Genomic DNA, 15,810 nt, shown 5'->3' on the forward strand with positions numbered 1-15,810 from the left:
CTCTGAATAAGACCGCTTGGGAGTAGATCGTCGGCCTCGGCCGCTGCTGCTCCCTGATCCAACGTCTGATCGTAACCCAATCCACAACGGACGGATTTCGCACACCGACGCCGGAGCGCCGCAGCCCGCGAACCCGTTCCATTCAGGGGACCAATATAAGGCAAGGTTTCGACCGATAACCTTGCTTTTTCCTCATGATACCGGGTTGTGAACGAGTCGGATGCGACCAAAGGTCCCAAATGGGGCGAAATTCGCCCCACACAGCAAAACGGCCGGGCTTGGGGCCCGGCCGTTTGAAAATCAAAGGTGAACCGAGGTCACTTGGCCGCGGTCGGCAGCGGCGCCGGGCTGTCGGCCAGAGAGTTCAGATAGGCCAGGACGTCGGCCCGCTCGGAGTCCTTCTGGATGCCGGCAAAGCCCATCGCGGTGCCCGGGACGTAGCCCTTCGGATTGGCGATGAACTGGTTCAGCGCATCGATCGTCCAGGTGCCGCCCTTGGCCTTCATCGGAGCCGAGAAGTTGAAGCCGCGGCCTTCGCCGATCTTGTCGCCGACGATGCCGTAGAGATTGGGCCCGACGCCGTTCTTGTCACCCTTCGCGAAGGTGTGGCAGGCCGCGCACTTCTTGGCAGCGGCGGCGCCCTTCTCGACCGAGGCGGTTTGCAACAGCTTCTCGATCGGCTCGGCGGGGGCCGGTGCAGCACCACCACCCTTGGCGGCGCCTTCGGCTTCCTTCACCGCGATCTCGAAACCCGGCTTCTCCGGCATCTTCGGCGCGAACAGCGCGCCGGCGGAAAAGCTCGTGACCAGCACGACGAGACAGGCGGCCAGGACGGCGCCGAGGATTTTGTTCAGTTCGAAGGAGTCCATTTTGGAATCAGGCTCCGAGGGCGGATTTCAGTGTGCTCTGGTCGCGGGGCCGCGACCGTGAATCGCCGCAAGGATTCGTCCAAGGACTTGTCTCGTCCAAGGACTTGTGAAGGCATCGAGCGGAATCGAGCCGTCGCGCCTCCCCCTGCGGCAGAAGTGAGATATCGGTTTGCCCGTGCTCTGGCAACCCGTATAAGCGGGCGGTTTTTGCTGTCCCCATCAAGTCCGGCCCGCGCTGTTGCGACCGGCTCCGAGCACGCGTTACCGGATGACCAAGCCCAAGATCCTCGTGCTGATCCCCGCCCGCATGGCCTCCACCCGCCTGCCGGGCAAGCCGCTGCTCGACATCGCGGGCGTGCCGATGATCGTGCAGGTGCTGCGCCGTGCCCAGGAGGCGGCGATCGGCCGCGTGGCGGTGGCCACCGATACGCCGGAGATCGCGGACGCCGTCATCGCGGCGGGCGGCGAGGCGGTCATGACCAAGGCCGATCATCCCTCCGGATCCGACCGCATCTACGAGGCGATGTGCAAGCTCGACCCGGCCGGTGAGGCTGCGATCGTCGTCAATCTGCAGGGCGATTTCCCGACCATCGACCCGCAGAACATCAGCGACGTGCTGCCGCCGTTGCAGGACCCTGCCGTGGACATCGCGACCCTCGCCGCGCAGATCCACACCGAGGAGGAGAGCCTCAACCCGAACGTCGTCAAGGCGGTCGGCTCCCCCCTCGGCGGGCGGCGCATGCGCGCGCTGTATTTCACCCGGGCCACGGCGCCGCATGGCGACGGACCGCGGTACCATCACATCGGCCTCTACGCCTATCGCCGCGCCGCGCTGGAGCGCTTCGTCAGCCTGCCGCCCTCGCCGCTGGAGCAGCAGGAGAGGCTGGAGCAGCTGCGCGCGCTGGAGGCCGGGATGCGCATCGACGTGATGGTCGTCGATGCCGTTCCGCGCGGCGTCGATACGCCCACCGATCTCGAAACCGCACGCCGGCTGCTGTCCAAGACTTAAGCTGCTGCTACAAGGCCCCACATGAGCAAGATCTTGAAAATCGCATTCCAGGGCGAGCCGGGAGCCAATTCCCACATCGCCATTTCTGAGGCCTATCCGGCCGCCGAGGCCATGCCCTGCCCGACCTTCGAGGATGCGCTCAGCGCGATCTCCTCCGGCGAGGCCGATCTCGGCATGATCCCGATCGAGAACTCGGTCGCCGGCCGCGTCGCCGACATCCACCATCTGCTGCCGGGCTCCGGGCTCTACATCATCGGCGAATGGTTCCTGCCGATCCGCCATCAGCTGATGGCGCTGAAGGGAACCAAACTCGCCGACATCAAGACCGTCGAAAGCCACGTCCACGCGCTCGGCCAATGCCGCCGCATCATCCGCCAGCTCGGTGTCCGGCCGATCGTGGCCGGCGACACCGCCGGCAGCGCGCGGGACGTGTCCCAGCGTGGCGACAAGAGCGTGGCGGCGATCGCCTCGCGCTTGGCCGCCGAGATCTACGGCCTGGAGATTCTCGCCGAGGACATCGAGGACGAGGCCCACAACACCACCCGTTTCGTCGTGCTGGCGCGCGAGGAAAAGTGGGCCGAGCAGAACTCCGGCCCGCTGGTGACGAGCTTCGTGTTCCGCGTCCGCAACCTCCCCGCAGCGCTGTACAAGGCGCTCGGCGGCTTCGCGACCAACGGCGTCAACATGACCAAGCTCGAGAGCTACATGGTCGACGGCAATTTCTTCGCCACGCAGTTCTATGCCGACGTCGACGGCCATCCCGAGGACAAGGGACTGGCCTTCGCGCTGGAGGAGCTGAAATTCTTCTCGCGCGAGCTGCGCATCGTCGGCGTCTATCCGGCGCATCCGTTCCGGGCGACGTTCAGCGAGACGCGGGAGTAGGCTCACGCCGCCGCCTGCCGCGCCAGGCCGAAGGCGTCGGCGAGCAGGATGTAGGAGCGCTTGCGGGCGTCGTGATCGAAGATCGCGGTGATCACCATCAGTTCGTCCGCCTGGCTCGCCTTGATCATCGGATCGAGCTTGGCGCGCACCGTGGCCGGCGAGCCGACGAACAGCCGCGAGCGGTTGCGGGCGATCGAGGCGCGGTCGGAGTCCGTATATGGATAGGCCGCGGCCTCCTCCGGGCTCGGCAGCGGCAGGAACTGGCCGCGGTCGCGGCTGAGGCGGTTGAGATCCATCGACGAGGCCAGCCGCTCGGCTTCGGCATCGGTCTCCGCCATCACCACGGCCACTGCCAGGATCGCATGCGGCTGCGACCGCCAGCGCGACGCGGTGAAATGCGCGCGATAGGTGAGCATCGCATCGATCGCGTCGTGACTGGCGAAGTGATGCGCGAAGCCAAAGCCCATGCCGAGCTGCGCCGAGAGCTCGCTGGAATAGTCGCTGGAGCCGAGCAGCCAGATCGGTGGCAGCGGCGCGTCATCAGGCATCGCGATGACGTTGTTGTAGGGATGGCCGGCGGGAAACTCGCGCGTCTCCCACAAGGTCAGCTCGTGCAGCCGCTCCAGGAAATCGTCACCCTCGCGGCGATCGAGCCGGCTCCTCAACGCATAGGCCGTGGTGCCGTCGGTGCCGGGGGCGCGCCCGAGGCCGAGATCGATGCGGCCGGGGAACAGCGCCTCCAGCATTTTGAAGCGCTCGGCGACCACCAGCGGCGCATGGTTGGGCAGCATCACGCCGCCGGAGCCGACGCGGATGTGCTGCGTGGCGGCTGCGATCTGCCCGATCATGATGTCCGGCGACGGGCTCGCCACCGAAGGCAGGCTATGATGCTCGGCGAGCCAGTAGCGGACATAGCCGAGCTGATCGACATGGCGGGCCAGGTCGATGCTGTTGCGCAGCGCCGCCGACGGAGGCGTCGCAGTGGTGGTGACCGAGAGGTCGAGAACGGAAATCGGGATCATGGCCTCAACCTAATGTCTGCAAGGCCGGCCACAATGGGCCGTGCGGGGCGGTGACCTGCCGGAAATGCAGGGATCGGCCGATCATCGATTGGGACATACTATTTGTATACAATCCACAAAGCCCTGCGTCCCACCACGAAATTTGATGAGACTCACTCGTCGCGCACCATATAACACTGATATTGCTCAATTTTATCTGCCCACAAGAAATCAATATCACCATCAGAAAATTCAATAAATCTACCGTAAGTGGGCAAAATCCCATGATTGGTGGGCTGTCGCTTGCGACGCACTTCCCCTATCTTGGCGCACTCTGAGGCTGATCCCCTCTTGAGTTGAAATTTACGTCCCATCGGGAACCTGCGCTGCCATGACCGACCTCGCCACCGCCATTGCCGACGGCTCCTCCGCGCTCATCCGGCCGAAGATCTCGTTCGAGTTCTTCCCACCGAAGTCCGAGGAGATGGACCGGACGCTGTGGACCTCGATCGAGCGCCTCGCCCCGCTGGAGCCGAGCTTCGTCTCGGTGACCTACGGCGCCGGCGGCTCGACCCGCGAGCGCACCCACGCGACCATCGCGCGCATCCTGAAGGAGACCGCGCTGCTGCCGGCCGCGCATCTGACCTGCGTTGGCGCGTCCCGCGGCGAGATCGACGACGTCGTCGACCGCTATCACGAGGTCGGCGTCCGACACATCGTCGCCTTGCGCGGCGATCCGCCCGGTGGCATCGGCACGCCTTATCAGGCCCATGCCGAGGGCTATCAGAGCTCGCCCGACCTCGTCGCGGGGATCAAGAAGCGACATCCCGACATCGAGGTCACGGTCTCGGCCTACCCGGAGAAGCACCCGGAGAGCCGCGACTTCGACGCCGACATCGACATGCTCAAGGCCAAGGTCGATGCCGGCGCCACCCGCGCCATCACCCAGGTGTTCTTCGACAACGACGTCTACTTCCGCTATCTCGACCGCGTCCGCGCCCGCGGCATCGACATTCCGATCGTGCCCGGAATCATGCCGATGCATAATTTCAAGCAGGCGCGCGGCTTCGTGACCCGCAATGGCACCTCGGTGCCGGATTGGCTGGCCGAGAAGTTCGACGGCCTTGATGACGATCCCGAGACCCGCAAGCTGGTCGCGGCGACCGTCGCCGCCGGGCAGGTGCACAAGCTCGCCAAGCATGGCGTCGACACCTTCCATTTCTACACCATGAACCGCGCCGACCTCGTGTTTGCGATCAGCCATCTGCTCGGCATCCGGCCGAAGTCCGTCAACAAGGTCGCCGCCTGATGTCCGCTCCTGTATCACAAGTGCGTACCGCCTTCCTCGCCGCCGCTGCCAAGCGCATCCTGATTCTCGACGGCGCCATGGGCACGATGATCCAGGCGCTGCAGTTCGACGAGGCGGCCTTCCGCAGCGCGCGCTTCAAGGATTTCCACCGCGACCTCCGCGGCAACAATGATCTGCTGATCCTGACGCAGCCCGAGGCGATCGAGGACATCCACGCGCAGTATCTGCGCGCCGGCGCCGACATCGTCGCCACCAACACGTTCTCGGCGACCTCGATCGCGCAGGCCGACTACGATCTCTCCGACATCATCTACGAGCTCAACCGCGAGGGCGCGCGTCTGGCGCGCAATGCTGCGATCCGTGTCGCCTCGGAAGACGGCAGACCGCGCTTCGTCGCCGGTGCCATGGGCCCGACCAACCGCACCGCCTCGATCTCGCCCGACGTCTCCAATCCCGGCTACCGCGCCGTGACGTTCGACGATCTGCGCATCGCCTATGGCGAGCAGGCGCGTGGCCTCCTGGACGGCGGCGCCGACATTCTGCTGGTCGAGACGATCTTCGACACGCTCAACGCCAAGGCGGCGCTGTATGCGATCGCCGAGCTGTGCGAAGAGCGCGGCATCGACGTGCCCGTGATGATCTCCGGCACGATCACCGACAAGTCGGGCCGGCTGCTGTCGGGGCAAATGCCGGAAGCATTCTGGAACTCGGTGCGTCACGCTCACCCGCTGACGATCGGCTTCAACTGCGCGCTCGGCGCCGAGGATCTGCGCGCCCATGTCGCCGATATCGGCCGCGTCGCCGACACGCTGGTCTGCGCCTATCCCAATGCCGGCCTGCCCAACGAATTCGGCCAGTATGACGAGACGCCGGCCTACATGGCGCGACTGATCGGCGAGTTCGCCGCTTCCGGTCTCGTCAACATCGTCGGCGGCTGTTGCGGCACCACGCCGGATCATATCGCGGCGATCGCCGCCGCGGTCGCGCCGCACAAGCCGCGCGCCGTGCCCGAGATCGCGCCGCGGCTGCGGCTGTCGGGTCTGGAGCCGTTCGAGCTGACGCCCGCCATTCCCTTCGTCAATGTCGGCGAGCGCACCAATGTCACCGGCTCGGCCAAATTCCGCAAGCTGATCACCGCGGGCGATTATACAGCGGCACTTCAAGTCGCACGCGACCAGGTCGAGAACGGCGCCCAAGTCATCGACGTCAACATGGACGAGGGCCTGCTGGACTCGGAAGCCGCGATGCGGACCTTCCTCAACCTCGTCGCCGCCGAGCCGGACATCGCCCGCGTTCCGGTCATGGTCGACTCCTCGAAGTTCCACGTCATCGAGGCCGGCTTGAAATGCGTGCAGGGCAAGCCTGTCGTGAACTCGATCTCGCTGAAGGAAGGCGAGGAGAAATTCATCCATGAAGCGAAGATCGCGCGCCGACACGGCGCCGCGGTTGTCGTGATGGCGTTCGACGAGACCGGCCAGGCCGACACCTACCAGCGCAAGACCGAGATCTGCGCTCGCGCCTACAAGATTCTGGTCGAGCAGATCGGCTTTCCGCCGGAAGACATCATCTTCGATCCGAACATCTTCGCGATTGCCACCGGCCTCGAGGAGCACAACAACTACGGCGTCGACTTCATCGAGGCGACCCGCTGGATCCGCCAGAACCTGCCGCACGCCCACATCTCCGGCGGCGTCTCCAATCTGTCGTTCTCGTTCCGCGGCAATGAGCCGGTGCGCGAAGCCATGCACTCGGTGTTCCTGTATCACGCCATCAAGGCGGGCATGGACATGGGTATCGTCAATGCCGGCCAGATGATCGTCTATGACGACATCGATCCCGAATTGCGCCAGGTCTGCGAGGACGTCGTCCTCAACCGCGACCCCGGTGCGTCCGAGCGGCTGCTGGCACTGGCCGAGAAATTCCGTGGCCAGGGCAAGCAGACCAAGGAGGCCGATCTCGCCTGGCGCGAATGGCCGGTCGGCAAGCGGCTCAGCCACGCGCTCGTGCACGGCATCACCGAATTCATCGAGGCGGATACGGAGGAGGCACGCGCGGCCTCGACGCGGCCGCTCGACGTCATCGAAGGCCCGCTGATGGCCGGCATGAACGTGGTCGGCGACCTCTTCGGCGACGGCAAGATGTTCCTGCCGCAGGTCGTGAAGTCGGCGCGCGTGATGAAGCAGGCGGTGGCCTATCTGATGCCGTTCATGGAGGCGGAGAAGGCTGCCAACAAGGGCCGCGCCAACGAACGCTCCAACGCCGGCAAGATCGTGCTCGCCACCGTCAAGGGCGACGTCCATGACATCGGCAAGAACATCGTCGGCATCGTGCTCCAGTGCAACAATTTCGAGGTCATCGACCTCGGCGTCATGGTGCCCGCCGCGAAGATCATCGAGACGGCCAAGGCCGAGAATGCCGACATCATCGGCCTCTCCGGCCTGATCACGCCCTCGCTCGACGAGATGGCGTATCTCGCCTCCGAGATGGAGCGCCAGGGCCTCAACGTGCCGCTCTTGATCGGCGGCGCGACGACGAGCCGCGTCCACACCGCCGTCAAGATCGATCCGAACTACCAGGGCGGCCCGGTCGTGCATGTCAACGACGCGAGCCGCGCCGTCGGCGTCGCCTCCTCGCTGCTGTCGGCCGAGCGCAAGGACGCTTACGCCGCCGAGGTCCGGACCGAGTACCAGAAGATCGCCGCCGCGCATCTGCGCGGTCAGGCCGACAAGAAGCGGCTCAAGCTTGCTGATGCCCGCGCCAACGCGCCGAAGATCGACTTCAGCAAGGCGAAGCCGGTGAAGCCGACCTTCCTCGGCACCAGGACCTTCGTCGACTACGATCTCGCCGAGCTCGTGCCCTATATCGACTGGACGCCGTTCTTCCAGACTTGGGAGCTGGCGGGGCGCTTCCCGGCGATCCTCGACGACGCCAAGGTCGGCGAGGCCGCGCGCGCGCTGTATGACGACGCGCTGAAGATGCTCGACCGTATCGTCTCCGAGAAGTGGTTCACCGCGCGGGCCACGATCGGCTTCTGGCCGGCCAATGCCAAGGGCGATGACATCGTGCTCTATGCCGATGACGGCCGCAGCAAGGAGATTGCGACGCTGCACACGCTGCGCCAGCAGCTCGAGAAGCGCGAGGGCCGATTCAACACCGCGCTGTCCGACTTCGTCGCGCCTGTGGGCGCCGGCGTGCCGGACTATGTCGGCGGCTTCGTCGTCACGACCGGGATCGGCGAGGACGCGGTCGCCGACCGTTTCAAGAACGCCAATGACGACTACTCCTCGATCCTGGTCAAGGCGCTGGCCGACCGCCTCGCCGAAGCGTTCGCCGAGCGCCTGCACGCCCGCGTGCGCCGCGAGTTCTGGGCCTATGCGCCGGACGAAGCGCTGTCCGCGGATGATCTGATCCTGGAGAAGTACCAGGGCATCCGCCCGGCCCCGGGCTATCCGGCGCAGCCCGATCACACCGAGAAGGCCACGCTGTTCGAGCTGCTCGATGCCGAGAAGAACGCCGGCGTGCGTCTCACCGAGAGTTTTGCGATGTGGCCGGGCTCTTCGGTCTCGGGCCTCTACTTCGCCTTGCCGGAAAGCTTCTATTTCGGCGTCGGCAAGATCGAGCGCGACCAGGTCGAGGACTACGCTGCCCGCAAGGGCATGACGGTGGCCGAGGTCGAGCGCTGGCTGGCGCCGATCCTGAACTACATCCCGGCGAGGAGTGGACAGCAGACGGAGACGCCGCGCACGGCCGCATCGCCGGCTCCCGCCCCTGCCAACGACGCCACTCCCGCCGAACTCGCCAGCCACCCGCCCGGCTGCGCCTGCGCGGTGCACCTCGCTTGGCGCAAGAAGGCCGTCGGCGCGAAGTAGCCGGGGCATTCACCGCCTCCACAGCCGTCGTCCCGGCGAACGCCGGGACCCATACCGCGTGATGCATCCGTAGCGCGCGGTGGCGGAGATCGAGCGCAACAACACCTCCCTGGGGTTATGGGTCCCGGCGTTCGCCGGGACGACACCTGTTATGAGGCACTGCCATCGGCATACGGTTGCAGCAGACCAAAACGACCCAGCAGACAGCAGACACGCCGCCTCATCCTCGCTACGCATTGCGCCCGAGTTGATCCGGCAGGTCCGCCCTCGAATTCAGCAGGAGGGCGCAGGGAAGGCCGGGAGCTCGCCGCCCCCATGGCCCCCGTGCGAAAGAAAAGCACGGGGCAGGAACCACAGGTTCGGCTGGAGACATCCCGGCCTTCCCTGCGCGATGGGCTTACGCCTTATACGAGCTCTCCCCGGGGACCGGCTGTCTTGCCCCCGTCGCCAGCGGATCATCGCCGCCGGCTTGGCATCAGCGTCGGGATGCCAGGACCACACGATTTCGGCGTCCGCAACCTGCCGTTCGTCGGTGTGAGACACACTGCGGCAGATGACGGCCATCGCTCCCCGCGTCCAACGTTCGTGACGATCGCGATTCCGCCCCTCCAGGGGACACGGGATGGAGGGGTGTTGCATGTTTTCCGAAAAATCGAAAGCGAAATATTTTTGCGGGACCGACTGGACAGGGCAAATCAGCCTGATGCGACTGGCGAATTCCGATTTTGGAGCAGGCGCCAATCGTCGTGCCGGATGCCGCCCGCGGGCTGGTTAGGCGAACTGCCGGCGCAGCGTGACGTCCCCGATTTGCCCGTCGACCATGGCCATGCCGAGGAGGCGCTCAGAGCCTGCGCCGTCCGAACTCCCTGGCCGCGGGACCGGGATCATCCAATCGCCACGCCACGCTCGCCGGGTCAGCCGGCTTGGCACGCGACTTGGCAGACGCCGCGTCGATGGAGCGCGAGATGAGCCGCACATGGGCCGCCACCCACCTGACGACCCGGGGGATGAGACTGGGATTCGTCACGCAGATGGCGATCACGACGAACAGCCAGCTGGCGATCGACACGGACCAGGACTGCTTGTGAGCAGGCGCAGCCGGCGGCTGATCGGGCGCGCCGTTCGTCGGCCGGCTGCTGAAGGTGCCGCTGAGGCCCGCAGGTTGGCTCACCACCGTTGCATCCGACGCCTTCTCCGGCTTGGCCGGGCATTTCCCATCCGGATAGGACGAGCCGATGCAGAACGGGCCGGACTGCGTGACGCGCGCCATTTCGACCAGGCTGGCCGGACTGTACAGGTTGACCAGCGTGGACAGGTTGCCGTCCTTCGGCCAATAAAAATACAGCGCGCCGAAATTGCCCAGGACCAGCATGACGAACACGAGGGGCGCCACGCCGATGATGCTGCGACGCTCGTCGAGCTTCCGCTCTTCCCAGGCGACGCAGGCGTCGTGCCAGGCGCGAAACGTCTCGCGGTCGAACAGATACAGCATCAGGACGTTGGTCTCGGGCCGCGCCGGCTTCTCCAACGGCCGGCCCGACGCGTCGAGCGGATAGAGCGACATGGCCGATCGCGGCCGGCGTCCGAACTGGGGCGCCGACGGCACGCGGCTGTCGCGCCGCTGCCGTGCCGGGTTCATCAGTTCGCGACCGAGCGCGGCAATGGCGTCCAACCGCTCCGCGACGCTGGGATGGCTGCCACCGGCATGATCGGCCGGCCCATCGAACAGCAGGCCCTCGACGCGCGCGCTGCCGTGGAACATGCCGCGGCCGCCAATCTTGCTGATCGCGCTGATCAGCGCTTCCGGATAGTGCGTGATCCTGATCGCCTCGCCGTCGGCGACATGGTCCCGTCCGAGCTTCACGCTGCGCCGCGCCGCGCGCGCGAGTCGCATCGAGACGGCGGTCGCGACGCTGCTGGCGAACAGCAATGGCAGCATCGGCGGCATCAGCACGGCGACCAGGATCTGGCGCCAGTGCTCGAACCGTAGCGGATTGTTCATCTGCAGGATGACGGCGGTCCGCATCAGCGCATGATTGGCGGCGAGCAGCCTCGTGTCGCCATGCCGGATATGCGACGCCTCGTGGGCGAGCACTGCGGCGAGCTCGTCATCGTCGAGCTGGTCGAGCAGGCCGCGCGTCACCGCGATCAGGCCCGCCTTCGGGCCCTCGCCCACGGTGACGGCGTTGGGCTCGCTTGCATCAATCACGCCGAAGCGCGGCAGACGGACACCGAGGGCGGTGCATTGCTCCTCGGCGATGGCGACGAAGCGCGGCTCGTCCTGACGCGACACGAGCCGGATGCCGAGCGCCTTGGTCACGGCCTTGGCATGGCCGCGATACATCCACCAGAACATGATCCCGGTGGCGAGGGCGATCGGCAGCGCATAGCGGACGGCATAGCCGACCGGGTTCGACAGGATGGTGTGCTCGTGGTCGGCGACGAGCAGATAGATCGTCAGCGCAAAGGTGCCGATCACCTCGAACGACACGACATAGGCCAGCACCAGCCATGCCGTGCAACGCCTGTTGTACGCGGCATGCGTGACGTAGCCGTGAACGGCCATGGCGTCGCTCCCAGGGAATTACAGGCTGATCTTGACCGGGCCGGCGAATTCGGAGCGGCGCTCGCCGAGCGTGAACTTCTCGCGCGCGGTGCTCCCGCAAAGCCAGGCGATCACGTTGCTGGGGAACGCACGGCGGACCGAGTTCAGCTCCTCCACCGACAGATTGTAGAATTTGCGTGCCGCCGTGATGCGCTCCTCGACCCGGATCAGATCGCCGCGCAGCGTGCTGTAGTGCGCGGCGCTGGCGAGCGCCGGATAGCTTTCGCTGACCGAGAACAGGTTCTGCAGGACGGTCGCGATCTGCGTGTCGGCCTGGATCACCGAGCCGCCGCCCCCGCTGAGCGCCTCCAGCGCATCGACGCGGGCCTCCAGCACGTCGCGGATCACCTCGTGCTCCCTCGTCGCGAAGGCGCGGACCACCTCGACCAGATTTCCGATCAGCGCGTGCCGCTCGATCAGCAGCGCGTCGACGTCGCCGAACGCCGCGTCCGCCCGCTCGTCGAGCTGGCCCAGCAACGCGTGCTGCGCGCGGATCTTCAGCAAGAACCAGAGCACGGCGCCAGCGAGCAGCCAAGCCCACCAAAAGTCCAGCGCGACATTGGCGGCGCGGGTCATGCGCCCGGAGAAATCGATGGCTTGGAGAAAGTTATCGACTGAAAATGACGACATGCGGGGGGCCCCAAATGCGGTTTTCGACAACCTCTACATTCGGCCCTCTAAGATTCTGCACCGCGGATGGCTCAAGTTGTAACGAATGGCCGAGCGTGTCTAAGATTGCACGCCACGGAGCATCCGGCTGGCGCAGGAAAGCCAATCAGCGCGACGTAACCCGTGCGCTCACGCCACCCAGCGCCGTCGTCCCGGCGAACGCCGGGACCCATACCGCGTGATCTGTCCGTCGTCCGGGGTGGCTGATATCGAGCGCAACAACCACTCCCTGTGGTTATGGGTCCCGGCGTTCGCCGGGACGACACCGCGTTTGACGAACGGCTGACGGCTCCCACGTCAGCCCGCGCTGCCTCCGCACCCACAGCCGTCGTCCCCGCGAACGCCTGCATTCGCAGGGACGACACCGGTTGTGAGGCACCCTCGTCAGCTCGCTCGTGGATCTTAGTCTAGCCGCCGCCCCTCCCCCGTGTCTTCAGCGCCACGACCATCCCGAATGACAAACCGCCACAGTCGCCGTCATGCGATCCGGCGTGGACATCACCCGCGTAACCGGCTGAAATAGACTCGGGGCGACGGGTGGTTTTTGGTTCATGTCGTTGCAGTTCAGGCTGGCCTCGAGAAACCTGTTCCATGACAGGCTGCGCTTCATCGCGACCGTCATCGGCATCATCTTCTCGATCGTGCTGGTGACCGTGCAGATGGGCCTCTATGTCGGCTTCCGCCGCATGGTCACGACCATGATCGACCATTCGCCGGCGCAGCTGTGGATCATGCCGGTCGGCACCAAATGTTTCGAGGATCCGTCGCTGCTCGACGAGCGGCAGCGGTTCCGGGCGCTGGCGGTTCCCGGCGTCGCCGAGGCCACGCCGCTGGTGATCGGCTATGCGCAATGGCGGCTGCCGCAGGGCACGACGACGCCGGTGTTCGTGGTCGGCTCCGAGCTGCGCGGGCTGGGCCTGCATCCCTGGAACGTGGTGGAGGGCGGGCTCGACGACCTCTCGGTGCCCGGCGCAGTCGCGATCGACCAGACCTATTTCGAGCGGCTGGGCATATCAGGCGTCGAGCAGACAGCCGAGCTGCGCGACCGCAAGGTGCAGGTGATGGCGGTGAGCAAGGGCATCCGCTCGTTCACGACGACGCCTTACGTGTTCACCGATGTCGAGCGCGCGCGCAGCTATACCGGAACGACGCCGAGCAAGGCCTCGTATCTGCTGGTGCGGCTCGCGCCTGATGCCGACATCTGGAAAGTGCAGCAGTCATTGCGCGACAGCCTGGGCAATGTCGAGGTGCTGACATCAGCCGAGTTCCGCAACCGCAGCCGCTCGTTCTGGCTGTTCGGCACCGGCGCGGGCGCGGCGCTGTTCGCCGGCGCGCTGCTAGGGGTGATCGTCGGCACCGTGATCGTGGCGCAGACGCTGTATTCCAGCACGAAGGACCATCTCAATGAGTTCGCCACCCTGCGCGCGATCGGCTCGTCCAGCCGCTACATCTACACGGTGATCATCTGGCAGGCGCTGCTCAGCGCCATCGTCGGCTTTGCGGGCGCTGCCGGCATCGGCAAGATCGTGGCGGCGGCGACAGCGGAGTCGGCGCTGCCCGTCATCATGACGCCGGCGCTCACGGTGGCGCTGTTCGCCCTGACGGTCACGATGTGCGTCGGCTCGGCAATCGCGGCGATCGTCAAGGTGATGCGCATCGATCCGGCCATGGTGTTCTCGCGATGAGCGACATCGTGCTCGAGGCCACCGATCTCGTGCATCACCTCGGCCAGGGCGCCGGCCGGGTGCAGGCGCTGAAGGGCGTGAGCCTGTCGTTGAAGGGCGGCGAGCTGGTGCTGCTGATGGGTCCGTCCGGCAGCGGCAAGACCACGCTACTGTCGATCCTCGGCTGCCTGATGACGCCGGATGCCGGCACGGTGAAGGTCGGCGGTCATGCCGTCGCCGGGCTCGATGCGGAGGCGCTGGCAAAGCTCCGGCGCGAGCGCATCGGCTTCATCTTCCAGTCCTATCATCTTTTTCCGACGCTCAACGCCGAGGACAATGTGCGGCTGGCGCTCGATGTCCGCGGCGAGCGCGCCCGCGCGGCGAAGCTGGCCTCGCGCGAGGTGCTGGCCACCGTTGGCCTCGGCCACAAGCGCAAATCGTTGCCGCGCGAGCTCTCCGGCGGCGAGCAGCAGCGCGTCGCGATCGCGCGCGCCATCGTAGGCCAAACACAGGTGATCCTCGCCGATGAGCCGACCGGCGCACTCGACACCGCCAACGGCCAGGCGATCATGACGCTGCTCGCTGATATCGCGAAGGATCCATCGCGCGCGGTGCTGGTGGTGACGCATGATCCGCGCATCCTCCCCTATGCCAATCGCGTCGTTCACATCGAGGACGGCCGCATCGTCCGCGAGGAGAACGGCGGCGACTCCATGAAGAAAGTATCGAACGCATGACGAGACCGCGGATCGCAACCCATGCCTACGCGCTGATGCTGGCGGCGTCGGCCGCTCTTGCGGTCGCGCCCGCGTGCGTGACGCCGGCGGCGCGCGCCGCCAACGCCCAGGAGGAGCGCTGGCTCGCGGTGGCGCCCGGCCGTGTCGAGCCGGCGTCCGGCCTGATCAAGCTCGGCGCGCCCGTGGTCGGTCCGATCCAGGAGGTGCTGGTCAAGCCCGGGGACACGGTGTTCGCCGGTCAAGCGTTGGTACGGCTCGTCGATGCCGAGGCCCGCGCGCAGCTCGCCAGCGCCGAGGCGCAGGCGGCGATGCGCAAGCGCGTGCGCAACAAGGAATCGACGCCGTCGGGCGCCGGCCCGCGGCGCCGCGCCGAGGATGGTGTGGCCGATGCGCAGGCGGCGGTGTTCGATGCGCGCGCAGCGCTCGACAAGGCGGTCGCCGAGCGGCGCGCCGGACGCGACAGCGATGTCGACGCTGCGCGCACGCAGCTGACCAACGCGCGGGCCAAGCTTGAGCAGCAGATCGACGAGCTACGCAAGGTCACCGTCGACGCGCCGCTGCCGATCAGCGTCGAGGGCCAGCTCAACGTCGCCCGCAGCGACCTGCAGGCAGCGCGCGCGACGCTGGAGAAGCTCACCATTCGCGCACCGCTCGACGGCACCGTGTTGCAGGTCAACGCGCGGGCGGGCGAGATCGCCTCGCCGCAGGCCGCGCAGCCGCTGGTGCTGCTCGGCGACATGTCGTCGCTGCGCGTGCGCGCCGAGCTCGACCAGCGCGACCTCGACAAGATCAAGGCGGGCCAGCAGGCCGTCGTCCGCTCCGACGCCTTCCGCGGCCGCGACGTCGCCGGCAAGGTCGCGAGCATCGCCCCGCTGGTCGAAAGCAGCCGCGCCGCCGCACTCAGCCAGCGCAACATGACCGACGTCGACGTGGTCGAGGTGCTGGTCGATCTCGCCGAGCCCGGCCCGTTCGCGGTGGGCATGAAGGTGGATGTGTATTTCAAGCCGTGAGGGCTACTATAACTTTGGCCAAGCCCACCGCTGCCCACCCTCCCCTGGAGGGACCCTGGAGGGGGAGGGTCGCTCGCACGCAGAGCGGGCGAGCGGGGTGGGGTGAAGCCACGGGCGACGGCGGATGTGGAGAGATCACCCCACCCCGCCTCCCATTCGCTGCGCTCATGAGAGGCGACACTCCCC

Annotated in this window: 11 protein-coding genes; 7 read left to right on the forward strand and 4 right to left on the reverse strand. The window is 66.5% G+C overall.

All coding sequences use genetic code 11. The features are described from left to right. Positions 1–317: 317 nt before the first annotated feature. A complete protein-coding gene (locus tag ACQR07_RS20490; RefSeq protein ID WP_434903982.1) occupies positions 318–869 on the reverse strand; it encodes a c-type cytochrome in 552 nt (183 codons plus the stop codon). A gap of 268 nt (positions 870–1,137) precedes the next feature. Here ACQR07_RS20490 and ACQR07_RS20495 point away from each other — a divergent pair, with 268 nt between their 5' ends. After that, positions 1,138–1,878, forward strand: a complete 741-nt coding sequence (locus tag ACQR07_RS20495; protein WP_434903983.1) for a 3-deoxy-manno-octulosonate cytidylyltransferase — start codon at positions 1,138–1,140, stop codon at positions 1,876–1,878. Between the two features lie 21 nt (positions 1,879–1,899). Then, entirely contained in the window at positions 1,900–2,760 is an 861-nt protein-coding gene (locus tag ACQR07_RS20500; RefSeq protein WP_434903984.1) for a prephenate dehydratase, read from the forward strand. Between the two features lie 2 nt (positions 2,761–2,762). On the opposite strand, the gene ACQR07_RS20505 is transcribed toward ACQR07_RS20500, so the two are convergent. Then, positions 2,763–3,782 (reverse strand): LLM class flavin-dependent oxidoreductase, encoded by a 1,020-nt coding sequence (locus tag ACQR07_RS20505; RefSeq protein WP_434903985.1) that lies wholly within the window; start codon positions 3,780–3,782, stop codon positions 2,763–2,765. A gap of 370 nt (positions 3,783–4,152) precedes the next feature. Between ACQR07_RS20505 and metF the strand changes: the two genes are divergently transcribed. Beyond that, entirely contained in the window at positions 4,153–5,070 is a 918-nt protein-coding gene (metF, locus tag ACQR07_RS20510) for a methylenetetrahydrofolate reductase [NAD(P)H] (RefSeq protein WP_434903986.1), read from the forward strand. Further along, entirely contained in the window at positions 5,070–8,939 is a 3,870-nt protein-coding gene (metH, locus tag ACQR07_RS20515) for a methionine synthase (RefSeq protein WP_434903987.1), read from the forward strand. The genes metF and metH overlap by 1 nt, the downstream gene beginning before the upstream one ends. 841 nt (positions 8,940–9,780) lie before the next feature. On the opposite strand, the gene ACQR07_RS20520 is transcribed toward metH, so the two are convergent. After that, positions 9,781–11,505, reverse strand: coding sequence for a M48 family metalloprotease (locus ACQR07_RS20520; RefSeq protein ID WP_434903988.1), 1,725 nt, complete (start codon positions 11,503–11,505; stop codon positions 9,781–9,783). 18 nt (positions 11,506–11,523) lie between these two features. Then, positions 11,524–12,174, reverse strand: a complete 651-nt coding sequence (locus tag ACQR07_RS20525; protein ID WP_434903989.1) for a LemA family protein — start codon at positions 12,172–12,174, stop codon at positions 11,524–11,526. Positions 12,175–12,764: 590 nt separating this feature from the next. On the opposite strand from ACQR07_RS20525, the gene ACQR07_RS20530 reads away from it, so the two are divergent. From ACQR07_RS20530 to ACQR07_RS20540, 3 genes are read left to right on the forward strand one after another with little or no spacing between them, the layout of a single operon-like run. Further along, complete coding sequence (locus ACQR07_RS20530; protein WP_434903990.1) at positions 12,765–13,898, forward strand: ABC transporter permease; 1,134 nt, start codon at positions 12,765–12,767, stop codon at positions 13,896–13,898. Continuing rightward, complete coding sequence (locus ACQR07_RS20535) at positions 13,895–14,614, forward strand: ABC transporter ATP-binding protein (RefSeq protein WP_434903991.1); 720 nt, start codon at positions 13,895–13,897, stop codon at positions 14,612–14,614. The genes ACQR07_RS20530 and ACQR07_RS20535 overlap by 4 nt, the downstream gene beginning before the upstream one ends. Beyond that, positions 14,611–15,624, forward strand: a complete 1,014-nt coding sequence (locus tag ACQR07_RS20540) for an HlyD family secretion protein (RefSeq protein ID WP_434903992.1) — start codon at positions 14,611–14,613, stop codon at positions 15,622–15,624. Before ACQR07_RS20535 ends, ACQR07_RS20540 begins: the two co-directional genes overlap by 4 nt. The last annotated feature ends 186 nt before the right edge of the window (positions 15,625–15,810 follow it).

Source organism: Bradyrhizobium sp. HKCCYLS20291 (assembly GCF_051167715.1).
In the GTDB taxonomy this organism is placed as follows: domain Bacteria; phylum Pseudomonadota; class Alphaproteobacteria; order Rhizobiales; family Xanthobacteraceae; genus Bradyrhizobium.